This window comes from Pseudomonas sp. R4-39-08, assembly GCF_003852275.1.
In the GTDB taxonomy this organism is placed as follows: domain Bacteria; phylum Pseudomonadota; class Gammaproteobacteria; order Pseudomonadales; family Pseudomonadaceae; genus Aquipseudomonas.
Genome location: NZ_CP027733.1, coordinates 4,615,906 through 4,637,783 on the forward strand (window position 1 = coordinate 4,615,906; position 21,878 = coordinate 4,637,783).

At 61.3% G+C, this 21,878-nt stretch carries 20 protein-coding genes; 13 read left to right on the forward strand and 7 right to left on the reverse strand.

From position 1 onward, the window contains the following. Window positions 1-49 precede the first annotated feature (49 nt). Entirely contained in the window at window positions 50-898 is an 849-nt protein-coding gene (purU, locus tag C4J88_RS21340; protein ID WP_019821236.1) for a formyltetrahydrofolate deformylase, read from the reverse strand. Between the two features lie 346 nt (window positions 899-1,244). Here purU and mvaT point away from each other — a divergent pair, with 346 nt between their 5' ends. After that, complete coding sequence (mvaT, locus tag C4J88_RS21345) at window positions 1,245-1,619, forward strand: histone-like nucleoid-structuring protein MvaT (protein WP_003175830.1); 375 nt, start codon at window positions 1,245-1,247, stop codon at window positions 1,617-1,619. A gap of 90 nt (window positions 1,620-1,709) precedes the next feature. Here the strand turns inward: mvaT and sbcB are convergent, their stop codons facing one another. Then, on the reverse strand, window positions 1,710-3,137 hold the full coding sequence (sbcB, locus tag C4J88_RS21350) for an exodeoxyribonuclease I (protein ID WP_124408046.1): 1,428 nt from the start codon (window positions 3,135-3,137) through the stop codon (window positions 1,710-1,712). 166 nt (window positions 3,138-3,303) lie between these two features. On the opposite strand from sbcB, the gene C4J88_RS21355 reads away from it, so the two are divergent. From C4J88_RS21355 to C4J88_RS21380, 6 genes are read left to right on the forward strand one after another with little or no spacing between them, the layout of a single operon-like run. Next, window positions 3,304-3,996, forward strand: a complete 693-nt coding sequence (locus tag C4J88_RS21355; RefSeq protein ID WP_124408047.1) for an RDD family protein — start codon at window positions 3,304-3,306, stop codon at window positions 3,994-3,996. Then, on the forward strand, window positions 3,993-4,967 hold the full coding sequence (locus tag C4J88_RS21360; protein ID WP_124408048.1) for a stage II sporulation protein M: 975 nt from the start codon (window positions 3,993-3,995) through the stop codon (window positions 4,965-4,967). The genes C4J88_RS21355 and C4J88_RS21360 overlap by 4 nt, the downstream gene beginning before the upstream one ends. Next, window positions 4,954-6,486: a DUF4129 domain-containing protein gene (locus C4J88_RS21365; RefSeq protein WP_124408049.1), complete on the forward strand. Its 1,533-nt coding sequence runs from the start codon at window positions 4,954-4,956 to the stop codon at window positions 6,484-6,486. Before C4J88_RS21360 ends, C4J88_RS21365 begins: the two co-directional genes overlap by 14 nt. Beyond that, entirely contained in the window at window positions 6,483-7,640 is a 1,158-nt protein-coding gene (locus tag C4J88_RS21370; protein ID WP_124408050.1) for a DUF4350 domain-containing protein, read from the forward strand. Before C4J88_RS21365 ends, C4J88_RS21370 begins: the two co-directional genes overlap by 4 nt. After that, window positions 7,637-8,635, forward strand: a complete 999-nt coding sequence (locus C4J88_RS21375; RefSeq protein WP_124408051.1) for a MoxR family ATPase — start codon at window positions 7,637-7,639, stop codon at window positions 8,633-8,635. The genes C4J88_RS21370 and C4J88_RS21375 overlap by 4 nt, the downstream gene beginning before the upstream one ends. Window positions 8,636-8,642: 7 nt before the next feature. Then, a complete protein-coding gene (locus C4J88_RS21380) occupies window positions 8,643-9,974 on the forward strand; it encodes a DUF58 domain-containing protein (protein WP_124408052.1) in 1,332 nt (443 codons plus the stop codon). 58 nt (window positions 9,975-10,032) lie between these two features. On the opposite strand, the gene C4J88_RS21385 is transcribed toward C4J88_RS21380, so the two are convergent. Beyond that, the gene (locus C4J88_RS21385; RefSeq protein WP_124369016.1) at window positions 10,033-10,392 is read right to left on the reverse strand and encodes a PilZ domain-containing protein; all 360 of its coding nucleotides are present in this window, start codon (window positions 10,390-10,392) and stop codon (window positions 10,033-10,035) included. Between the two features lie 201 nt (window positions 10,393-10,593). After that, the gene (locus C4J88_RS21390) at window positions 10,594-10,968 is read right to left on the reverse strand and encodes a tol-pal system YbgF family protein (protein WP_124364211.1); all 375 of its coding nucleotides are present in this window, start codon (window positions 10,966-10,968) and stop codon (window positions 10,594-10,596) included. 174 nt (window positions 10,969-11,142) lie between these two features. On the opposite strand from C4J88_RS21390, the gene pyk reads away from it, so the two are divergent. Continuing rightward, on the forward strand, window positions 11,143-12,594 hold the full coding sequence (pyk, locus tag C4J88_RS21395) for a pyruvate kinase (protein ID WP_124408053.1): 1,452 nt from the start codon (window positions 11,143-11,145) through the stop codon (window positions 12,592-12,594). A gap of 195 nt (window positions 12,595-12,789) precedes the next feature. Here the strand turns inward: pyk and C4J88_RS21400 are convergent, their stop codons facing one another. Continuing rightward, on the reverse strand, window positions 12,790-13,722 hold the full coding sequence (locus tag C4J88_RS21400; protein ID WP_124368191.1) for an iron-sulfur-binding ferredoxin reductase: 933 nt from the start codon (window positions 13,720-13,722) through the stop codon (window positions 12,790-12,792). Between the two features lie 216 nt (window positions 13,723-13,938). Here C4J88_RS21400 and C4J88_RS21405 point away from each other — a divergent pair, with 216 nt between their 5' ends. The 5 genes from C4J88_RS21405 (at window position 13,939) to C4J88_RS21425 (ending at window position 20,949) form a co-directional block, all read left to right on the forward strand. Then, the gene (locus C4J88_RS21405; RefSeq protein ID WP_010208051.1) at window positions 13,939-15,462 is read left to right on the forward strand and encodes a fumarate hydratase; all 1,524 of its coding nucleotides are present in this window, start codon (window positions 13,939-13,941) and stop codon (window positions 15,460-15,462) included. A gap of 92 nt (window positions 15,463-15,554) precedes the next feature. Then, window positions 15,555-17,321, forward strand: a complete 1,767-nt coding sequence (locus C4J88_RS21410) for an ATP-binding protein (RefSeq protein ID WP_124408054.1) — start codon at window positions 15,555-15,557, stop codon at window positions 17,319-17,321. After that, a complete protein-coding gene (locus tag C4J88_RS21415; RefSeq protein ID WP_124405164.1) occupies window positions 17,315-18,640 on the forward strand; it encodes a sigma-54 dependent transcriptional regulator in 1,326 nt (441 codons plus the stop codon). Before C4J88_RS21410 ends, C4J88_RS21415 begins: the two co-directional genes overlap by 7 nt. Window positions 18,641-18,844: 204 nt before the next feature. Then, window positions 18,845-20,164 (forward strand): MFS transporter, encoded by a 1,320-nt coding sequence (locus C4J88_RS21420; protein ID WP_124408055.1) that lies wholly within the window; start codon window positions 18,845-18,847, stop codon window positions 20,162-20,164. Window positions 20,165-20,316: 152 nt separating this feature from the next. After that, the gene (locus tag C4J88_RS21425; RefSeq protein WP_124408056.1) at window positions 20,317-20,949 is read left to right on the forward strand and encodes a flavin reductase family protein; all 633 of its coding nucleotides are present in this window, start codon (window positions 20,317-20,319) and stop codon (window positions 20,947-20,949) included. 207 nt (window positions 20,950-21,156) lie between these two features. Here C4J88_RS21425 and C4J88_RS21430 read toward each other — a convergent pair whose 3' ends face one another. Next, window positions 21,157-21,402 (reverse strand): hypothetical protein, encoded by a 246-nt coding sequence (locus C4J88_RS21430; RefSeq protein ID WP_124408057.1) that lies wholly within the window; start codon window positions 21,400-21,402, stop codon window positions 21,157-21,159. A 43-nt stretch (window positions 21,403-21,445) separates the two neighbouring features. After that, the gene (locus C4J88_RS21435) at window positions 21,446-21,787 is read right to left on the reverse strand and encodes an antibiotic biosynthesis monooxygenase family protein (RefSeq protein WP_124368198.1); all 342 of its coding nucleotides are present in this window, start codon (window positions 21,785-21,787) and stop codon (window positions 21,446-21,448) included. Window positions 21,788-21,878 lie beyond the last annotated feature (91 nt).

Below are 21,878 nucleotides of genomic sequence, written 5' to 3' on the forward strand. Positions count from 1 at the left end.
CGGAGAGTTTTACTCCCGGGCCCCCGCTTATTCAATCAACACGCGTCGATCAGAACACCACGGTCTTGTTGCCGTGCACCAACACGCGATCTTCCAGGTGATAACGCAGGCCGCGCGCCAGCACCATCTTCTCGACGTCACGCCCGAAACGCACCATGTCTTCGATGCTGTCGCTGTGGCTGACGCGTACCACGTCCTGCTCGATGATCGGACCGGCGTCCAGCTCCTCGGTAACGTAGTGGCAGGTCGCGCCGATCAGTTTCACGCCGCGCAGGGAGGCCTGGTGATAAGGCTTGGCCCCCACGAACGAAGGCAGGAAGCTGTGGTGAATGTTGATCACCTTACCGGCATATTCGCGGCACAGTTCCGGCGGCAGGATCTGCATGTAGCGCGCCAGCACTACCACATCGGCGTCGTGCTGCTTGACCAGGCGCGACACCTCGGCGAACGCCGGTTCCTTGTCCTGCGGGTTGACCGGCACGTGGTAATACGGGATGCCGTGCCATTCGACCATGCTGCGCAGGTCATCATGGTTGGAGATCACACAGGCGATCTCGCAATCGAGCTCATCGCTGTGCCAGCGGTGCAGAAGGTCCGCCAGGCAGTGGGATTCACGGCTGGCCATCAGGACGACACGTTTTTTCTGCTCCGTGTCGGTGATGTGCCAGGTCATCGAAAACTCCTCGGCAATCGGCGCAAACGCCTCACGAAAGGCTTCCAGACCAAAAGGCAGTGTATCGGCACGAATTTCGTGACGCATGAAGAACCAGCCGCTGAGATCATCCGAGTGATGGCTCGCCTCGGTGATCCAACCGTTATGAGAGGCCAGAAAGTTACTGACCTTGGCAACGATGCCAACCCGGTCCGGGCAAGCAATCACCAGCCGAAAAGTGCGCATTAGGGGGAAACTCCAGAACTTCGCAAAGGCCGCCATTCTAGCGATTGCGCAGAAAAACTGCAGTACTCCTTGCGGCTTATTCTGAGTCCCGGCCGTGGCAACAGCCCTTAATAGCGTAAGGTTTTACCACCGCTATATGTACGTGCACGGCTAAGCTCGGCACTTAGCCGCATTAAGCTGATTATTCTCAGCCACTCACCTGATAATTAACTCGACTGCAGCGCATTGCCACAAACATTCAATGTAATTCACATAAATAGCTGCTTAAATGTTTACTTGGTGAAATTGCCTGACTATTATTGGGCCACTCACCCTGTCAATCAGCGTTCTACATAAGGTAGTCCACATGTCCCTGATCAACGAATACCGCGCCACCGAAGAAGCTATCAAAGAGCTGCAAGCCCGTTTGAAGAACCTGTCGCAAGACGACAAGCTGAAAACCGAGCTGGAATTCGAAGGCAAACTGCGCACCCTGATGGGCGAATACTCCAAATCCCTGCGTGACATCATCGCACTGCTGGATCCGGAATCGAAAGTTAAAGCACCTCGCGGCGCTGTGAAAACTACCGGCACCAAACGTGCTCGCAAGGTCAAGCAATACAAAAACCCGCACAACGGTGAAGTGATTGAAACCAAAGGTGGCAACCACAAGACGCTGAAAGAGTGGAAAGCCAAGTGGGGCGGTGACGTGGTTGAAGGTTGGGCGACCCTGCTGGGCTAAGCCTGGTCGGATCCACACCCGATACGCGACACATTAAAAACGCCAGCTTGCTGGCGTTTTTTATTGTCTGGATGTTTTGCAGTTATGCAGCTACAGACTCAGGCGAGCGGCTAAAGAGTCGGCATAGTCTTGCCATTCACCCAGTACCTGGCACTGAAACGCTGTCGCATTGTTTTGCAACTCCTGGCGCGCCGCCTTAAATGCCGACAGGGTATTGGGTGCGCCCCACACCGGGTCTGACAAACGTTGCTGACAGAAAAGTCTCCAGCGCTGTTGTTCCTCATTGTTCAAGGTTTCAGGAAAGTTACGCGCGCGGTAGCGAAATAATAATTCCGGCAACCGATGATCATCGAAAGGCCATTGCTGACGCCCTAGTTGCAGCGGCTCTGCCAGGCGAACTTGTTCACATAAACGTCGGTCACGGTCGCCGATAAAACCCTCGTAGAGCTGCTGCTCCGGATCGGCATTCGGCGCGAACTCCTCCTCGGCGTAAACGCTCGCCAACTTGTCACGCCAAACTTCCTGTGCGTCAGTTAGTCGCAGCGCCCGCGCCTGATAAACGCCCATATCCAATTGCAGACGCTCGCGATCTTGCGCGCGCAGCACCTTCAAGGGCGCGACGACCGGGCAGCGGTTGATGTGCAGCAACTTCAGGGGTACCGGCAGCTCACCTTCCGCCAGTTCTTCACGCCGCGTATATAGGCGCTTGCGCAACGTGTCGGCATCCAGTTCCAGCAGGCCCTGCGGGTCGAGCCCCAGGTCACAGACAATCAATGCATTGCGATTGCGCGGATGCCAAGCCAGAGGCAACACCACGCCCAAGTAATGCCGCTCGGCGCTGAAGCGTCCGGAAATGTGCACCAGCGGCTGCAGCAATCGCACCTGGTCCATCACCCGTTGCTTGCTGCGCAGCTGGAACAGCCATTCATACAGTTTGGGTTGTTTGTCTCGCACCAATCGCGCCAGGGCAATGGTTGCGCGCACGTCAGACAATGCATCGTGAGCCTGGCCGTGGTCGATGCCATTGGCTTGGGTCAGGCGCTCGAGCTTGAGCGTCACGCGCCCGTCCTGCTCGGGCCACACAATCCCTTCCGGGCGCAGGGCATAGGCGGTACGCATCACATCGATCAGGTCCCAGCGGCTGTTGCCGCCTTGCCATTCGCGCGCGTAAGGGTCGAAAAAGTTGCGATACAGACTGTAGCGCGTCATTTCATCGTCAAATCGCAGGGTGTTATAACCCGCCCCGCACGTACCGGGGGCAGACAGTTCGGCATGCACCCGCGTCATGAAATCCGCTTCGGCAAGGCCCTTCTGCGCCAGGACCTGCGGCGTGATACCGGTGATCGCACACGCCGCCGGGTGGGGCAGGATATCGTCGGCGGGCTGGCAATAAAGATTGATCGGCGGACCGACCTCGTTGAGCTCGAGGTCGGTACGAATGCCGGCCACCTGCAGCGGGCGATCGCTGCGCGGGTTGATCCCGGTGGTTTCGTAGTCGTACCAGAAAATAGAGGTCACGGGCTGTTCCTGTGCTGAAGACCGGCAAAGTCTAGGCGCTGCGAGGTGTCAGGGGCCAGCGATACCTTACTGGACAAACATCCAGCAAAAGCTTGAAGGGTTGCTTCCAGCCTCGACACTGCTAGCATCCGTCTCTCTCAGTCGCTTCGCACTGCCAAGGATCGCAATGCCAACAGCTCCTCTGGATACCTGCTACCAGATCGAGACCCCCGAGGGTATCGACCTGCCCTTGCGCCCTGCCGGCCTGCTGTCAAGGGCAGTGGCCTTTGCCTTCGACCTGCTCGTGCGCTGCGTGATCATGGGCGTCCTGCTGGTGCCCCTGGCGCTGCTTGGCAACCTCGGGCTCGGCTTGGGCTCCCTGCTGCTGTTCCTGGTCAGCTGGTGGTACATGGTGCTGTTCGAAGTGTTCAACCAGGGCTGCTCTCCCGGCAAGCAGGTCATGGGCCTGCGGGTGGTACAGGACGACGGCACCCCCATTGGCTGGTCGGCGTCGCTGATCCGCAACCTGCTGCGCTTTGTCGACATGCTGCCCTTCGGCTACTTCTTCGGCGCCATCAGTTGCCTGCAACATCCACACTTCAAGCGCCTCGGCGACCTGGCAGCGGGTACGCTGGTGGTCTACCGTGATCAGGCGTCGGCCCGCCCGCGCATCCCTCAGGCAGCCGCCCTGCGCCTGCCCTTCGCACTGGAGCTGAGCGAACAGCGGGCCATACTCGGTTTCGCCGAACGCCAGGCTGAATTGTCTGCCGAGCGGGTCCATGAACTGGCTGCCATCCTCGCCGCGCCCTTGCAGGTGTCTCCGGCTCGCGCCGTGGAGCAACTCAACGGTGTGGCCCACGGTTTGTTGGGGCCGACATGAAGCAGAGCCTTTTTGAAAGCCGCCACCAGCAGCAATGGCAAACCTTCGCCGAACTGCTCAAACAGGTAGAGCAAGGCAAAGCCTGCGAGGCAACCGACTTCCCTTATCAATACCGCCGCCTGTGCCAACATCTGGCCCTGGCCCAGGCACGCGGCTATAGCAGCTACCTGGTAGACCACCTGCAACAACTGGCGCTGCGCGGTCACCAACAACTGTATCGCCATCGCAGTCAAACGACGGCGAACGTACTGGCGTTCATCCTTGCCGATTTTCCGCGCCTGGTACGCGAGCAATGGCGCTTCGTACTGATTGCCAGCCTGTTGTTCTTCGGTAGCCTGCTGGGCATCGGGTTACTGGTGTACCTGTTCCCCGAGCTGATCTACAGCATCGTCAGCCCGCAACAAGTGGCCGAGATGCAAAGCATGTACGACCCTGCCGCCAGCCGCCTGGGGCGCGCGGCCGAACGGGCTTCCAGCGAAGACTGGATGATGTTTGGCTATTACGTGATGCACAACATCGGCATCGCTTTCCAGACCTTTGCCGCCGGCTTGCTGTTCGGCCTGGGCAGCGTGTTCTTCCTGGTATTCAACGGGTTGATGATCGGGGCGGTGTCCGGGCACCTCAGTGAAATCGGCTACGGCCAGACGTTCTGGTCATTCGTGATCGGTCACGGCGCCTTCGAACTCAGCGCCATCGCACTGGCCGGTGCAGCAGGCCTGCAACTGGGTTGGTCGCTGATCGCGCCCGGGCCCCTGGCACGTAGCGAATCCCTGCGCCTGGCGGCCCGCAAAAGTGTGCAGATGCTGTGCGGGGTCATGCTATTGCTGCTGATCGCAGCATTCATCGAAGCCTACTGGTCATCCACCACGAGCATTGCGCCCTGGATCAAATACCTCGTGGGCAGCGCGCTTTGGCTGCTGGTCGCCGCCTACCTGATCTTCGCCGGCAGGACTCGCCATGCGCCTGACTGACTCCAGCGTGGTCATCCGCCCCCGCACTTCCTGGGAAGCCATGGACCTTGGCGTACTGATGGCCCGGGAACATCGTGTATTGCTGATGAGCAGTTGGGCGCTGGTCAGCCTGCCGGTGTTCATGCTGCTCACTGCGCTGCTGTGGCAGTACCCGTCCTACGCCATTTTCCTGTTCTGGTGGCTGAAGCCGGCCTTCGAGCGCTTGCCGTTGTACATTCTTTCCAAGGCGCTGTTTGGTGAAACGCCAAGCCTGAGACAAGCTGTTCGCCAGTGGCCGCGCCTGCTCAAGGGGCAACTGCTCGCCAGCCTCACCTGGCGCCGGCTGAGCCTGAGCCGCAGCTTCGTGATGCCCGTGAGCCAGCTTGAAGGCCTGGAGGGTCAAGCGCGTCAACAGCGCCTGGGCGTACTGCAACAGCGCAACGCGGGTGGCGCGCGCTGGCTGACGATCATCGGGGTGCACCTGGAAATCGGCCTGTGGTTCGGTTGCATGGCGCTGTTCTATCTATTCATCCCGGAACAGGTCGAACTGGATTGGGACTGGCAGCGGCTGGCATTGGCGACCGGCCCGCAGGGGCTATGGCTGGAACACCTGAGTAATGCCTTCTATGCGCTGATCCTGGTGTTCTGGGAACCCATCTACGTCGCCTGCGGTTTCAGCCTGTATCTCAACCGTCGCACCGTCCTGGAGGCTTGGGACCTGGAGCTGCTGTTCCGTCGGTTGCGCCAACGCCTGAGCAGTGTCGCGCCGCTGTTGCTGCTGGTCGTCGGGCTGACGCTGGCGCAACTGAGCCCAACGGCGATGGCGGATGAACCGGCTGATCCAAAGCCGCTCAGCACCCAGGCGGCCAGCCAATCGATCAAGGCATTACTGGAAAAACCGCCGTTCAAGAATCCGCAAACCGTCACCCGCTATCGTTTTGGCGAAGAAAAACCCGCCACTGACCCCAAAGCCCAGGGCGGCGACGGTAAGCTACCTGGCTGGCTCCAGCACTTGCTCGACAACCTCAACAGCAACACCTTCAAGCACGTGGCCCAAGGCCTGGAGATACTGCTATGGAGCTTGCTGATCGGCGGGCTGGCCTGGGTGGTGTGGCGCTACCGTGAATGGCTGCGCACGTTTGTCAGCCGCAGGCGGCGACCTCGCCCCAACGCCGCAAAACCTGCGCCTGCCCAGTTGTTCGGGTTGGAGCTGGGGGTCGAGACGTTGCCCGACGACATCGCCAGCACCGCCGAACAGCTGTGGCCCACCCAACCGAGGCAGGCCCTTGGCCTGCTGTATCGCGGCCTGCTCAGCCGGCTGCTGCATGAGTTCAACCTGCCGCTCAAAAGTGCCGACACCGAGGGCCAGGTACTGGAGCGCGTCCATCAGTTGCAGCAACCGCAGTTGCTGGCATTCAGTCACGAGTTGACCCGGCACTGGCAAAACCTCGCCTATGGCCACCGGCTGCCTCCCGGCGCCGCCCAGCAAAAGCTCTGCAGCGACTGGCGCGCACTCTTCAGTGGCGGGGCCAGCCAATGAAGCGACCCTTACTGTGGATGGCACTGCTGCTGGCTTGCCTGTTGGGAGTGGGCGGTCTGTATGCCTGGCACAAGGCAATTCCCTATGAGGAGGTTGTGGATCACGGCCCGGCGCCGGACGCACTGGCTAATCCTTACCTCGCGGCCGAGCATTTCCTGGGCCAGCAAGGTTTGACGGTAGCGCATGCCAACGGCCTAGAGCGGCTTGCCGACCTGCCTGCACCAGGCCATAGCCTGCTGTTGCTGGGAGAACGCGGCAACATGACCCCACGCCAGGTCGAACAGTTGCTGGCCTGGGCCAAAGCCGGGGGCCACCTGCTACTGGTGGCCGAGGCGTTATGGGATGAAGAAACCGGCAAAAGCGGCGACCTGCTGCTTGATCGTCTCGAGCTTCGCCAGGCCTTGAGTGATGACTTCGACGAGCCGGCGCCACCGCGCAAAAAGAACGCGCCAGACCTCACCAAACTGTATGTCGACAATGAAACCAAGCCGGCCTATTTCAGTTTCGACACCGACTTCAACCTTACCGACCCCCGGCACCTGGCGCAGTTTTCAGCCAACAGCGCCAAGTCCAGCCACCTGATGCAACTGGACCTGGGGCTGGGCCGCGTCACGGTGATCACCGACAGCGACCTGTGGAAAACCCCGAGCATCGGCAAACACGACAACGCCTGGCTGCTGTGGTACCTGAACCAGGGTACCGACGTCACGCTGCTGTTCAACAGCGACGTGGACAACCTGTTTACCCTGCTGATCCGTTACTTCCCCCAGGCCCTTGTCGCGCTTGTTGCACTGATTGCCCTGGCCCTCTGGCAAGCCGGCATGCGCCAGGGCCCGATTCGGGCACCCGCGCCCAAGGCGCGTCGGCAGCTGCAGGAGCATTTGCGCGCCAGCGCCGACTTCCTGCTACGCCGCAACGGCCAGGGCGCATTGCTGCAGGCCTTGCAGCACGACCTCCTGCGCACCGCCCGACGCCACCACCCCGGCTTTGAACACCTCGACACGGCAGAACAATGCCAGGTGCTGGCACTTCTGACGCGACAACCTTCCCCTATCATCAGCCAGGCACTCGGCGCACCTGCGCTGAAACGGCTGTCCAGCGCCGACTTCAGCCGACAGGTGGCGTGCCTGCAAACCCTCAGGAATGCCCTATGAGCGACTCTCCAATGGCCACAGCCCTGAACGCCGAAAAAAACGTTCAATACGCCAGCCAACAGGCCCAGGCCCTGCGCGTTGAATTGCGCAAGGCAGTCATTGGCCAGGACGCGGTGATCGATGACGTACTCACCGCATTGATTGCCGGTGGTCATGTGTTGCTCGAGGGCGTACCCGGCCTCGGCAAAACGTTGCTGGTGCGTGCGCTGGCCCGTTGTTTTGGCGGTGATTTCGCACGCATCCAGTTCACCCCGGACCTGATGCCCAGCGATGTCACCGGCCACGCGGTGTACGACCTGCAGACCGAACAGTTCAAGCTGCGCAAGGGGCCGTTATTCACTCACCTGCTGCTCGCCGACGAAATCAACCGCGCCCCGGCCAAAACCCAGGCGGCACTGCTCGAAGCCATGCAGGAGCGCCAGGTCACCCTGGAGGGCGAGGCATTGCCAATCGGCGAGCCGTTCATGGTGTTGGCCACCCAGAACCCCATCGAGCAGGAAGGCACCTACCCATTGCCCGAAGCCGAGCTGGACCGCTTCATGCTCAAGGTGCGCATGGACTATCCCGAGGCGCACCAGGAAGTGGATATGGTGCGCGAAGTGACCCGCTCGTCCAGGGCCGACATGCTCGATGTGCAGCCTTTGCGCACCGTGCTGCAAGCCGAAGACGTGGTGCAGATGCAGCAGATTGCCAGCGGCATGCCTCTGGATGAACAGGTCCTCGACTATGCCGTGCGCCTGGCGCGGGCGACGCGCAGTTGGCCAGGCCTGACCATCGGTGCCGGTCCACGAGCGTCTATCGCCCTGGTTCGCGGCGCCCGTGCGCGGGCGCTGTTGCGCGGCGGCGAATTCGTGATCCCGGATGACGTCAAGGGTTGCGCCCTGGCGGTACTGCGTCACCGAGTGCGTCTTTCGCCGGAGCTGGATATCGATGGTTTGGAGGTGGACCAGGTGATCAAGCAGTTGCTCGACCAGATCGCGGCCCCCAGGCAGTAACGCCGGCATGAAACCGACCCGTCTGCTCCTGACCTGGCTGGGTGTTCTGCTGGCCCTCGATATCCTGCTGGGCGCGTCGGCGGCGTTGCAGTTCAAGGTGCCCGATACCTTGCACGCAATCGCCTGGGGCCTGCTGTTGGCCCTGCTGTTGCTGGCGATGCTGGATGCCATGCGCTTGCGCCGCCGCCCTTCGGCACGTGTACAGCGGATGTTGCCCGGTAGCCTGGCGCTGGGGCGCTGGGGAGAAGTGCGCCTGTCACTGGAACACGATTATCCACAGCCGCTGACCGTGCTGGTGTTCGATCACGTGCCCGAAGGACTGGTAGTGGATAACCTGCCGCAATCCATCTCACTGCGCCCCGGTGAGCGCGGCGAGTTGGGCTATCGCGTGCGCCCCCTGCGACGTGGGCATTTCAATTTCAGCCGCTGCGAAATCCACTTGCCCAGCCCGTTGGGGCTGTGGTCGGCGCGACGCTGGATCGAAGCCTCGGATGCCACTCGCGTGTATCCGGACTTCGCGCGTTTATCCGGTGCCCGGTTGCAGGGTGTGGATAACTGGCTGAGCCAACTGGGCGTACGTCAGCACCAGCGGCGCGGACCAGGCCTGGAGTTTCATCAATTACGCGAATTTCGCGACGGTGACAGCCTGCGTCAGATCGACTGGAAAGCCACGGCACGCCAGCGCACGCCGATTGCCCGCGAGTATGAGGATGAGCGTGACCAGCAGATTGTATTCATGCTCGATTGCGGCCGACGCATGCGCAGCCAGGACGACGAGTTGTCCCACTTCGACCACGCGCTGGATGCCTGCCTGTTGCTGAGTTATGTCGCCTTGCGCCAAGGCGATGCAGTCGGGCTCTGTACCTTTGCCAGCGATCAGCCGCGTTACCTGGCGCCGGTCAAGGGCAGCGGCCAATTGAACGTCTTGCTCAATGCAGTCTATGACCTGGAAAGCACACGCCAGACCGCTGACTATGAGGCCGCCGCCAGCCAATTGCTGGCTCGGCAAAAACGCCGCGCCTTGGTGATCGTGGTGACCAACCTGCGTGATGAAGACGACGAAGCATTGATGGGTGCCATCAAGCGGATCGGTCGACACCATCGGGTACTGGTCGCCAGTCTGCGAGAGGAAGTACTCGACCAACTGCGCCAGGCCCCGGTACAAACCCTACCCGAAGCACTGGCTTACAGCGGCGCGGTTGACTACCTCAACATGCGCAACCAGCTGCATGATCGCCTGGGCGCTCATGGGTTGTCGGTGTTGGATAGCCTGCCGTCAGAGTTGGGCGCCGCGTTGGTGACACGTTACCTGCACTGGAAAAAAGCCGGAGTGTTCTGACGGCAAGCGCACGGCCACGGTAGGCACAGGCCCCCCATGGCCGACTGCACATGAATAATCAGACAGGGGCCTGCTGAGGGTCGAAACTGAAGTAATGCAACAAGGCGCTGATCAGCTGTGCGTATTCTTCGCACGCCTGACGCACGCGGAACCCCGAGTCGTAATGCTGCGGGTTGACATCTTCACGGCTCCACAAACAGGTCGCGGTAAGGTCAACCGCCTGAAACTCGCCGTCCGGCCCTGGAATCTTCAGGCGCAGCTCAAAATCTGCGCCGATCATCATTGGCAACTGACTGATCAGCATCAGCCCTTCTTCAGAGACGTCGCCCAGATAGCCGATTGGCTTGTCCGTAAGCCGATTGAACACCTGCAGGAAATAAGGTAGCTGATGCCGTTCGATCCGTCGTTCGATAAACATGGTGAGGTCGCCATCCAATAAAGCCAGTGATTCGGAACAAGCCCATCGCTCTCCCTGGATATCGGTGTGACAAGAAATCGTTGCCACGAGACAGCTGCCGAATCCGGGCATTACATTCTTTTGAACAGAAAGTTGTACAAACATCTATTCAAAGAATAACCCAAGACTGGAAAGAGGCCAGTTATGAAGCGACGAATACCATCATAAAGACGCCGGCCGTGGTTGCGCCGCGGTCACGCCAGAGAAATGCCCCAGCTGACGCAGGGTATCGAGCCGGGCTTGGGCTCGGTAAGCGTACTCGCTTGATGGGTATTGGCTGATGATGAATTGGTAGGTTTGGGCAGCATCGACGAACAGTTTCTGGCGCTCCAGGCACTGCCCGCGCAACATCGAAACCTCGGGCTGCACATAGCGGCGGGTGCGGCTTTCACGGTCTACCTGGGACAATTCCAGGGTGACCCGTGCGCAGTCACCCACCCCATAGGCGCGGTAAGCGTTGTTCAAATGATGGTCCATCGACCAGCGGGTGCAGCCGACAACACTGACGGCCAGGGCAGCAACGAGCAAAATTCGCATGGGGGTTCTCCTGTCTTGTGCAGTGTATCGACCTATCGTCCAAAATCTTCAAGGGCGTTCACCTTTCCACCGCAGCAAAAACAAGCCGATCGTCGATAAGTAGTGCAAACGAACAATGACTACAACGAAAGAGCATAGTAGCCTTCCCCAGCGCTTGAACTCAGGAGTCTGTGCATGTCCGTCCGTCGTACCAAAATCGTCGCCACCCTTGGCCCGGCCAGCAACTCGCCGGAAGTCCTCGAACAGCTGATTCTGGCTGGTTTGGACGTTGCCCGTCTGAACTTCTCCCACGGCTCCCCGGACGAGCACAAGGCTCGCGCCAAGCTGGTGCGGGACCTGGCCGCCAAACACGGCCGCTTCGTGGCGCTGCTGGGTGACCTGCAAGGCCCGAAAATCCGTATCGCCAAATTCGCCAACAAGCGGATCGAGCTGAAGATCGGTGACAAATTCACCTTCTCCACCAGCCATCCGTTGACCGAAGGCACCCAGGACGTCGTAGGCATCGACTACCCGGATCTGGTCAAGGACTGCGGCGTCGGCGACGAACTGCTGCTGGACGACGGTCGCGTGGTAATGCGCGTCGACACCGCTACCCCGACCGAACTGCATTGCACCGTGATCATCGGCGGCCCGCTGTCCGACCACAAAGGCATCAACCGTCGCGGCGGTGGCCTGACGGCACCAGCCCTGACTGAAAAAGACAAGGCAGACATCAAGCTCGCCGCCGAAATGGAAGTGGACTACCTCGCCGTGTCCTTCCCGCGCGACGCCGCCGACATGGAATACGCACGTAAACTGCGCGACGAAGCCGGTGGTACCGCCTGGCTGGTGGCCAAGATCGAACGTGCCGAAGCCGTGGCTGATGACGAAACCCTGGATGGCCTGATCAAGGCTTCCGACGCCGTCATGGTTGCCCGTGGCGACCTGGGCGTGGAAATCGGCGATGCCGAGCTGATCGGTATCCAGAAGAAGATCATCCTGCACGCACGCCGCCACAACAAAGCGGTGATCGTTGCGACCCAGATGATGGAGTCGATGATCCAGAACCCGATGCCGACCCGCGCCGAAGTGTCCGACGTGGCCAACGCCGTGCTCGACTACACCGACGCCGTGATGCTCTCGGCTGAAAGTGCCGCTGGCCCGTACCCGCTGGAGGCCGTCCAGGCCATGGCGCGTATCTGCGTCGGTGCTGAAAAGCACCCCACCAGCAAGACCTCCAGCCACCGCATCGGCAAGGTCTTCGAAAGCTGCGACCAGAGCATCGCGTTGGCCGCCATGTACACCGCCAACCACTTCCCGGGCGTTAAGGCGATCATCGCCTTGACCGAAAGTGGCTATACGCCGTTGATCATGTCGCGCATCCGCTCGTCGGTGCCGATCTACGCGTTCACCCCCCACCGCGAAGCCCAGGCCCGTGCGGCGCTGTTCCGTGGCGTCTATACCATTCCGTTCGATCCGGCTTCGCTGGCCCCGAACGAAGTCAGCCAGAAAGCTATCGACGAGTTGGTCAAGCGCGGCGTCGTCGAGAAAGGTGACTGGGTCATCCTGACCAAGGGCGACAGCTACCACACCACCGGCGGCACCAATGGCATGAAGATCCTGCACGTGGGCGACCCGCAGTACTGAGTGACACGCTGAAAAACATGTGGGAGGGGGTTTGCTCCCGATAGCGGTGTATCAGTCAGTTTATGTGTGACTGATCCACCGCTATCGGGAGCAAGCCCCTCCCACATTTGAACGTGCACCTTTCAAACAACTCGGTCGACTGTGGCCTGCAATGGCGTCAGTCAAGGCGAATCTCGCGGCGGTAGGATTCAGTACTCAACCACGAGGCAGGAACACATCGGCCAGCAGTTGATTGCGCGGCAGTCCTGCCAGAAACAAGCGCTTGGAAAGGGCTTCGACGCTGTCAGGATGCCCGCAGACCAAGGCCAGCGTTTGCCTCGAAATAAGCCGCAGCTGCCCCAATGCCTGGGCCAACTCATCTGCGGTCCACAACTCCACCGTAAGGTTCTGATGCTGCGCGGCCAGCGCCGTCAGGGGTTCGGCCAGGTAGTGAGCCTGGGCATCATGAGCCAGGTGAATGACGCGGATGGCACCTTGGTGATCCTGGCGCAACGCTTCACGCAACACCCCCCACAACGGACCCAGCCCAGTGCCGGAGGCCAGCAGCCAAAGCGGCCGGGCTTGCCAGTCGGGATCATACTGCAGCGCCCCGCCCCGTAACTCACCCAGGTTTAAAGCATCGCCGATCTTGAAGTGGCGAGCGGCATCACTGAATGCCCCGGGTTGACGGCAATCGATATGAAACTCCAGGTACGGGTCCTGCTGGGGCAAGCTCGCCAGGGAATAGGGACGTGCCACCTGCCCTGCCCACAACACCAGATGCTGCCCGGCGCGGTATCGCAGGCCACGCTCGGGTTGAAGGCGCAGGCGCAGCACCGTCGGACTCAGCCAATCGGCGCCCACCACCTGCGCCGCCATGCCGTCGCGCAGCGGGTCAAAGGCTTCGACCCGAAGGTCGCCGACCACCCGACACTGGCACGCCAGGCGCCAGCCGTCCTGGCGTTGCGCCGGGCTCAACGCCTGAGGTTGCTTGTCTTCAACTTCGCCCTGGCAACGCACCAGGCAGGCATGGCAACTTCCGGCGCGGCAACTGAAGGGCACAGCCACCCCCGCCTGGTTCAAGGCGTCCAGCAGGTTGCTGCCGGTAGTCACCGGCCAATGGCGTTCGCCGACGTACAGTTCAGGCATAAACGGACTCAATCACAAGGGGCGCGCACAGGGAATCATGCCTGCGACAGTTTGACCATAGTCGGGTGTATCAGCCACCGTGCCGGGTTATACTGCCGCGCCTTTTTAGCGTCGCGCCTGCACCAGTGGCGTGCCTTGGAAAGGTGGTTTCAGCCGACCGATGCACCCTCACTGAAGCCACCTTATTGAATGTTCCCTTATAGAGGAGCGCGACTCATGACCGTGATCAAGCAAGACGACCTGATTCAGAGCGTTGCCGACGCCCTGCAATTCATTTCCTACTACCACCCCGTTGATTTCATCCAGGCGATGCACGAGGCCTACCTGCGCGAAGAATCGCCGGCCGCCCGTGACTCCATCGCCCAGATCCTGATCAACTCGCGCATGTGCGCCACCGGCCATCGCCCCATCTGCCAGGACACCGGTATCGTGACCGTGTTCGTGCGCGTGGGCATGGATGTACGTTGGGATGGCGCCACCATGGGCCTGGACGACATGATCAACGAAGGCGTGCGTCGCGCCTACAACCTGCCGGAAAACGTCCTGCGCGCTTCCATCCTTGCTGACCCGGCGGGCGCGCGCAAGAACACCAAGGACAACACCCCGGCGGTGATCCACTACTCCATCGTCCCTGGTAACACCGTGGAAGTGGACGTGGCCGCCAAGGGCGGTGGTTCCGAGAATAAGTCGAAAATGGCCATGCTCAACCCGTCCGACTCGATCGTCGACTGGGTGCTCAAGACCGTTCCGACCATGGGCGCCGGCTGGTGCCCACCGGGCATGCTCGGCATCGGCATCGGCGGCACCGCCGAGAAAGCCGCAGTGATGGCCAAGGAAGTGTTGATGGAATCCATCGACATCCACGAGCTGAAGAAGCGCGGCCCGCAGAACCGCATCGAAGAGATGCGCCTGGAGCTGTTCGAAAAGGTCAACCAACTGGGCATCGGCGCCCAGGGCCTGGGTGGCCTGACCACCGTGCTCGACGTGAAGATCATGGACTACCCGACCCACGCCGCGTCCCTGCCGGTGTGCATGATCCCCAACTGCGCCGCCACCCGCCACGCGCACTTCGTGCTCGACGGTTCGGGCCCGGCGTCGCTGGAAGCGCCACCGCTGGACGCCTACCCGGAGATCGTCTGGGAAGCCGGCCCATCGGCCCGTCGCGTCAACCTCGATACCCTGACACCCGAAGAAGTGCAGAGCTGGAAGCCGGGCGAGACGGTGTTGCTCAACGGCAAGATGCTCACGGGTCGCGACGCGGCGCACAAGCGCATGGTCGAGATGCTGAACAAGGGCGAAACCCTGCCGGTGGACCTCAAGGGCCGCTTCATCTACTACGTCGGCCCGGTTGATCCGGTGCGCGAAGAAGTGGTTGGCCCGGCCGGCCCGACCACAGCGACGCGGATGGACAAGTTCACCCGTCAGATCCTTGAGCAAACCGGCCTGCTGGGCATGATCGGCAAATCCGAGCGCGGCCCGACCGCCATCGAAGCGATCAAGGACCACAAGGCCGTGTACCTGATGGCCGTGGGCGGCGCCGCTTACCTGGTGGCGCAGGCCATCAAGAAATCGCGCGTCGTCGCTTTCGCCGAACTGGGCATGGAAGCGATCTACGAGTTCGATGTGAAGGACATGCCGGTCACCGTTGCGGTGGACAGCAAGGGCGAATCCGTACACATCACCGGTCCTGCGATCTGGCAGAAGAAGATCAGTGAAAGCCTGGCGGTGGAAGTCCAATAAGTAAAGGTGGGAGGGGGCCTTGCTCCCTCCCACACAAGTTTCGGGCAGCCCATGCTATGGTGCTCGCCCCCACTGCGCCTGTTCATCCTCGTATGATCGCAATCCCTCGCCCCCTGCGCCTGACCTTCTATTCCCTGCTGATCGTCGCCGGTGCGCTGCTGGCGGCAGCTGTGGCCACGCGCCATGCCGAACGCCAGGCCTTGGTGGACGACGCTGCCCGTGCCAATCAACAGCTGGCGTTGTATGCCAACTCGCTGCACACCCTGATCGAACGCTACCGTGCCCTGCCCGCCGTGCTGGCGCTGGATTCGGAGATGATCAACGCCTTGAAAGGCCCGCTGGACGCCACCACCCAGGACCTGCTCAACCGCAAGCTGGAACGCATCAATGGCGCCGCCCAGTCGTCCACCCTCGAATTGATGGACCGCACCGGCCTGGCCGTGGCCGCCAGCAACTGGAACCTGCCCAGCAGCTATGTGGGGCACAACTACGCGTTTCGGCCGTATTTCAGCCAGACCCTGAGCCAGGGCACCGGGCGTTTTTACGCGGTGGGGGTGACCACCGGCATACCGGGTTACTTTCTTTCCAGCGCCGTGGTCGACGAACACGAGCAGTTTCTCGGCGCCATGGTGGTCAAACTCGAATTCCCTGAGCTTGAGCGTGAATGGGCCCAGGGTAACGACCTGCTGCTGGTCAGCGACGCGCGCGGGATCGTGTTTATCGCCAACCAGCCGGGCTGGCGCTACCGCAACCTGCGTGCGCTGTCGGCCAGCGACCTGGCCGAACTCAAGGCCACCCGCCAATACGACAAGAAACACCTGCAGCCGCTGGAGACCAACACCTTGCAGCGCTTCGGCGACAACAGCCACCTGATGCGCGTCAACGGCCCCGACGGCAACGCCAACTACATCTGGGAATCGCTGCCGCTCAAAGCCGAAGGCTGGACCCTGCACCTGCTGCGCAAACCCCAGTTCCCGTTTGAAGACCAGCGCAACGCCGGCCTGGCTGCCGCCGGGTCCTGGCTGGCATTGGTGTTCCTCGTGCTGTTTTTGAGCCAACGCTGGCGCCTGGCGCGTCTGCGTCAACGCAGCCGTGAAGAGCTTGAGCAATTGGTCGAGGAACGCACCCAGGCCCTGCGCACCGCCCAGGATGGCCTGGTGCAGTCGGCCAAGCTGGCGGCACTGGGGCAGATGTCCGCTGCCCTCGCCCATGAAATCAACCAACCGCTGACCGCCCAGCGCATGCAATTGGCGACCCTGCGGCTGTTGCTCGACCACGGCCGCGTGGACGATGCCTACAAGGCACTCACACCACTGGATGACATGCTCACCCGCATGGCCGCGCTGACGGGCCATCTCAAGACCTTCGCGCGTAAAAGCCCCAGCGGCCTGCGCGAACGCCTGGACCTGGCCACCGTGGTCGATCAATCCCTGCACCTGCTCGACGCACGTTTGCGCGATGAAGCCATCGGCGTGGTGCTGGACCTGACCCGCCCGGCCTGGGTACGCGGCGACGCGATCCGCCTGGAGCAGGTGCTGATCAACCTGCTGCGCAACGCCCTGGATGCCATGGCCGACAAGCCGCACAAACGCCTGGAAATCCGCCTGCACGCCGACCAGCAGCTCTGGCAGTTGAGCGTCAGCGACAGCGGCGGCGGGATTGCCGAAGAACACTTGAATAACGTATTCGACCCCTTCTTCACCACCAAGCCGGTGGGTGACGGGCTCGGCTTGGGGCTGGCGGTGTCCTACGCTATCGTGCATGAACTGGGCGGACGCCTGATCGCCGGCAACCGGGGCGACGGCGCGATATTTACCCTGACCTTGCCTGTCGCGCTGGAGACGCCCGACCTATGTTGAACGCGGTGATTGTGGTGGATGACGAAGCCAGCATTCGTACGGCCGTCGAACAATGGTTGAGCCTGTCCGGGTTTGCGGTGCAGTTGTTCAGCCGTGCCGAGGAATGCCTGGCGCAGTTGCCCAGGGACTTCCCCGGCGTGATCCTGAGCGACGTGCGCATGCCCGGCCTCAGCGGCCTGGAACTGCTGGCCGAAGTGCAGCGGCGCGATGCCGACTTGCCGGTCATCCTGCTCACCGGCCATGGCGACGTGCCGATGGCCGTCGAAGCCATGCGCGACGGCGCCTACGACTTCCTGGAAAAACCCTTCAGCCCGGATGCGCTGCTCAATAGCCTGCGCCGTGCATTGGATAAACGCGGGCTGATCCTGGAAAACCGCCGCCTGCATCGCCAAGCCGATCATCGCGCCCAGCTGGAGTCCAGTCTGCTCGGCGTATCCAAGAGCTTGCAAACCCTGCGACGCCAGGTGCTGGACCTGGCGACGCTGCCGGTCAATGTGTTGATCCGCGGTGAGACCGGCAGCGGCAAAGAGCTGGTTGCGCGCTGCCTGCATGATTTCGGCCCGCGAGCGAAAAAGCCGTTTGTCGCGCTCAACTGTGCCGCGATCCCCGAGCAGCTGTTCGAAGCCGAGCTGTTCGGCCATGAAAGCGGCGCGTTCACCGGCGCCCAGGGCAAGCGGATCGGCAAACTGGAATACGCCCACGGCGGCACGCTGTTCCTCGATGAAATCGAAAGCATGCCCTTGGCCCAGCAGGTAAAACTGCTGCGCGTGCTGCAAGAACAGAAGCTGGAGCGCCTGGGTTCCAATCAGAGCATTCATGTGGATTTGCGCATCATCGCGGCCACCAAGCCGGACCTGTTGGAAGAGGCCCGCGCCGGGCGCTTTCGCGAAGACCTGGCGTATCGTCTCAACGTCGCGCAACTGCGCCTGCCGCCGCTGCGCGAGCGCCGCGAAGACATTCCGCTGCTGTATGAGCATTTTGCCCAGGACGCCGCCCAGCGCCTGGGACGCAGCGCCGAGCCGCTAAGCGGCCCCGCGCTGGGACGCCTGCTCAGTCATGACTGGCCAGGCAACGTACGTGAACTTGCCAACGCGGCCGAACGCCAGGTGCTGGGGCTTGGCGAGCCGGAACCGGAGGGCATCGAGGCCGGGCAATCCTTGGCGGCGCAGCAGGAAGCCTTTGAGGCGCATTGCCTGAAAGCTGCCCTGACCCGGCATAAAGGCGATATCAAGGCGGTGCTGGCCGAACTGCAACTGCCGCGCCGGACTCTCAATGAAAAGATGCAGCGGCATGGGTTGGCAAGGGAGATGTTTCTTTAGCGGTCTTCCGATCGCCATCGGGGGCAAGCTGCCATAAGCGGATTTCCGCTCATCACTCCAAAACCATCAGCAACTTTCCGCTCAAAAAAACCTTGAAACCCTTCTATTCCGGGCCTTCCTCTACCTGGCACAGCTTCTGCTACAGCCCAAGCCAGGCAGTGCTCAGGCACGCTCCATAAAAACAACTAGATGAAGGATCCTTCAATGGATAACTCCAACACCTTGCCTCTGGGGTCGGCGGCTGCGCCGGCGAAAGCACGCACCACCAGCAGCCGGATCAGATCGATCTTCAGCGGCTCCGTCGGCAACATGGTCGAGTGGTACGACTGGTACGTCTACGCCGCGTTCTCGTTGTACTTCGCCAAAGCCTTCTTCCCCAAAGGCGACACCACCGCCCAATTGCTCAATACCGCCGCGATCTTCGCCGTGGGTTTCCTGATGCGCCCAATCGGCGGCTGGCTGATGGGCCTGTACGCCGACAAGGTCGGGCGCAAGAAAGCCCTGATGGCCTCGGTCTACCTGATGTGCTTCGGCTCACTGTTGATTGCCCTGAGCCCAGGCTATGAAATCATCGGTATCGGTGCGCCCATCCTGCTGGTGTTTGCCCGCCTGCTGCAGGGGCTGTCGGTCGGTGGCGAATACGGCACCTCCGCCACTTACCTCAGCGAGATGGCGACCAAGGAGCGTCGTGGTTTCTATTCCAGCTTCCAGTACGTCACCCTGATCTCGGGCCAGCTCATCGCCCTGGCGGTGCTGATCGTGCTGCAGCAAGTGCTGACCACCGAGCAACTGTATGCGTGGGGCTGGCGCATCCCGTTCGCCATCGGCGCGCTGTGCGCAGTGGTTGCGCTGTACCTGCGGCGCGGCATGGAAGAAACCGAGTCGTTCACCAAGAAGGAAAAAGCCAAGGAAAGCGCGATGCGCACCTTGATGCGCCACCCCAAGGAACTGCTCACCGTGGTCGGCCTGACTATGGGCGGCACCCTGGCGTTCTACACCTACACCACCTACATGCAGAAATACCTGGTGAACACCGTCGGCATGAGCATCTCCGACTCCACCACCATCTCAGCGGCGACGCTGTTTCTGTTCATGTGCCTGCAACCCCTGGTGGGCGGCCTGTCGGACAAGATTGGCCGTCGACCGATCCTGATCGCCTTCGGCATCCTCGGTACCCTGTTCACGGTGCCGATCCTCACCACCCTGCACACCATCCAGAGCTGGTGGGGCGCGTTCTTCCTGATCATGGCGGCGCTGATCATCGTCAGCGGCTATACCTCGATCAACGCAGTGGTAAAAGCCGAGCTGTTCCCGACTGAAATCCGCGCCCTGGGCGTAGGCCTGCCGTATGCCCTGACCGTGTCGATCTTCGGCGGCACCGCTGAATACATCGCGCTGTGGTTCAAGAGCATCGGCATGGAAACCGGCTATTACTGGTATGTGACTGCGTGTATCGCGGTGTCGTTGGTGGTCTATGTGACCATGAAGGACACACGCAAACACTCGCGCATCACCACCGACTAACTGGATGATGAGATAAAACCTGTGGGAGGGGGCTTGCTCCCGATGGCGGTGGGTCAATCAATATATTACTGACTGACACCCTGCTATCGGGAGCAAGCCCCCTCCCACATTGGGTATGATGTTTGCCCCGAAACCGAGAGCAGAACTGGCCCATGTCCGACGATATCCACTTCTACGAACCCGCCAACGGCCACGGCCTGCCCCATGACCCGTTCAATGCCATCGTCGGCCCACGCCCGATCGGCTGGATCTCATCCCACGACCGCGAGGGCCGCCTGAACCTGGCGCCCTACAGCTTCTTCAATGCGTTCAACTACATTCCGCCGATCATTGGATTTTCCAGCGTGGGGCGCAAAGACAGCCTGAACAATATCGAGCAGACCGGCGAGTTTGTGTGGAACCTGGCGACCCGCCCACTGGCCGAGCAGATGAACCAGAGTTGCGCGGCCGTTTCGCCAGAGGTGAATGAATTCGAGTTGTCTGGCCTGACGCCGGTGTCGTCGAAAGTCGTCGGCGTACCGCGAGTGGGCGAGAGCCCGGTGTCGTTCGAATGCAAGGTGACGCAGATTATCCAGCTGCAACGCGCCGACCAGCAGTTGGTACCCAGCTGGCTGGTGCTGGGCGAAGTGGTCGCGGTGCACATCGCCAAATGGCTGCTCAAGGACGGGATCTACGACACCGCCGCCGCCGAGCCGATTTTGCGCGGTGGCGGCCCGGCGGATTATTTCCAGCTGGGGCCGGAAGCGCTGTTCAAGATGTACCGCCCAGGCGCCACCAAAGCCTGACTGAAATACGCCCAGACTGTGGGAGGGGGCTTGCCCTAATGCCAGTCAGTTAGGGCTTTTTGTAGGAGCGAGCTTGCTCGCGAAAAACTCACAGGCACCGCGTTCATTCAGAAAGCCCGCGTTATCGTTGACGTTTTTCGCGAGCAAGCTCGCTCCTACAGACGGCGGTGTACGCTTAACTGACTGGCATTAGGGCAAGCTCCCACATTAGTTTGTGGCAGTTGTCCAGGTCAGCTGGCCTTCCACGTCCACATCGACCAGGCATTCAAGCTGCACCGCCGCCGCATCATCGGCGTCGGAAGCCGTCTTGAACGTCTGCCCATCGAGAATCTTGTGAAAACGCGGTGCGCCCATGCCGTCCAGTGCCTTGACGGCGACGGCGGCGCTGTAGCCGCCCTCTCCCGGTACTACGGCGGAAACGGCTTCGTGGCGGGCAAATTGTTTACGTGCCATGTTTGAACGTCCTGGCCAATGAAAAGTCGGCCATTCTAACGTTCTAGCCGGCCAGTTGCAGGTACTCGCCGTAGGCTTTGACGGCGGATGCATCGGTGAAGGTCTGGAAGTCCATGCTGCGCACGACCATGTCGTTCAGCAACTCGGTGAAGATCATCAGGGCCGGGGAATTGAAGTAGGCGCTCATCGCCTGCTCGCTGCTCCAGAAGCCCGAGATCAGCCATACATCGGGGTCGGTCTGGGAATGCTGCACGGTAAATTGCAGGCAACCCTGGGCCTGTCGGCCCGGTTCGATCAAACTGCTCAAGCGTGCACCGAGTTCGGTGCTGTACCCGGTACGGGCACGGACAAAGGCCATATGGCTCGCGGGAATGGGGGTGGACATGTTCGACTCTCCCGTTGAGAAGTGATGCTCGGCAAGCACTGTGAGGGCGTGTTGCCACAGGATCAAAGATAGCGGCGCCGGTGTGGGCACG

What these genes read in the sequence shown, in the direction of transcription:
- purU (WP_019821236.1), bottom strand. Translation starts at nt 898, where the DNA reads ATGCGCACTTTTCGGCTGGTGATTGCTTGCCCGGACCGGGTTGGCATC.
- mvaT (WP_003175830.1), top strand. Translation starts at nt 1,245, where the DNA reads ATGTCCCTGATCAACGAATACCGCGCCACCGAAGAAGCTATCAAAGAG.
- C4J88_RS21355 (WP_124408047.1), top strand. Translation starts at nt 3,304, where the DNA reads ATGCCAACAGCTCCTCTGGATACCTGCTACCAGATCGAGACCCCCGAG.
- C4J88_RS21360 (WP_124408048.1), top strand. Translation starts at nt 3,993, where the DNA reads ATGAAGCAGAGCCTTTTTGAAAGCCGCCACCAGCAGCAATGGCAAACC.
- C4J88_RS21365 (WP_124408049.1), top strand. Translation starts at nt 4,954, where the DNA reads ATGCGCCTGACTGACTCCAGCGTGGTCATCCGCCCCCGCACTTCCTGG.
- C4J88_RS21370 (WP_124408050.1), top strand. Translation starts at nt 6,483, where the DNA reads ATGAAGCGACCCTTACTGTGGATGGCACTGCTGCTGGCTTGCCTGTTG.
- C4J88_RS21375 (WP_124408051.1), top strand. Translation starts at nt 7,637, where the DNA reads ATGAGCGACTCTCCAATGGCCACAGCCCTGAACGCCGAAAAAAACGTT.
- C4J88_RS21380 (WP_124408052.1), top strand. Translation starts at nt 8,643, where the DNA reads ATGAAACCGACCCGTCTGCTCCTGACCTGGCTGGGTGTTCTGCTGGCC.
- C4J88_RS21385 (WP_124369016.1), bottom strand. Translation starts at nt 10,392, where the DNA reads ATGTTTATCGAACGACGGATCGAACGGCATCAGCTACCTTATTTCCTG.
- C4J88_RS21390 (WP_124364211.1), bottom strand. Translation starts at nt 10,968, where the DNA reads ATGCGAATTTTGCTCGTTGCTGCCCTGGCCGTCAGTGTTGTCGGCTGC.
- pyk (WP_124408053.1), top strand. Translation starts at nt 11,143, where the DNA reads ATGTCCGTCCGTCGTACCAAAATCGTCGCCACCCTTGGCCCGGCCAGC.
- C4J88_RS21400 (WP_124368191.1), bottom strand. Translation starts at nt 13,722, where the DNA reads ATGCCTGAACTGTACGTCGGCGAACGCCATTGGCCGGTGACTACCGGC.
- C4J88_RS21405 (WP_010208051.1), top strand. Translation starts at nt 13,939, where the DNA reads ATGACCGTGATCAAGCAAGACGACCTGATTCAGAGCGTTGCCGACGCC.
- C4J88_RS21410 (WP_124408054.1), top strand. Translation starts at nt 15,555, where the DNA reads ATGATCGCAATCCCTCGCCCCCTGCGCCTGACCTTCTATTCCCTGCTG.
- C4J88_RS21415 (WP_124405164.1), top strand. Translation starts at nt 17,315, where the DNA reads ATGTTGAACGCGGTGATTGTGGTGGATGACGAAGCCAGCATTCGTACG.
- C4J88_RS21420 (WP_124408055.1), top strand. Translation starts at nt 18,845, where the DNA reads ATGGATAACTCCAACACCTTGCCTCTGGGGTCGGCGGCTGCGCCGGCG.
- C4J88_RS21425 (WP_124408056.1), top strand. Translation starts at nt 20,317, where the DNA reads ATGTCCGACGATATCCACTTCTACGAACCCGCCAACGGCCACGGCCTG.
- C4J88_RS21430 (WP_124408057.1), bottom strand. Translation starts at nt 21,402, where the DNA reads ATGGCACGTAAACAATTTGCCCGCCACGAAGCCGTTTCCGCCGTAGTA.
- C4J88_RS21435 (WP_124368198.1), bottom strand. Translation starts at nt 21,787, where the DNA reads ATGTCCACCCCCATTCCCGCGAGCCATATGGCCTTTGTCCGTGCCCGT.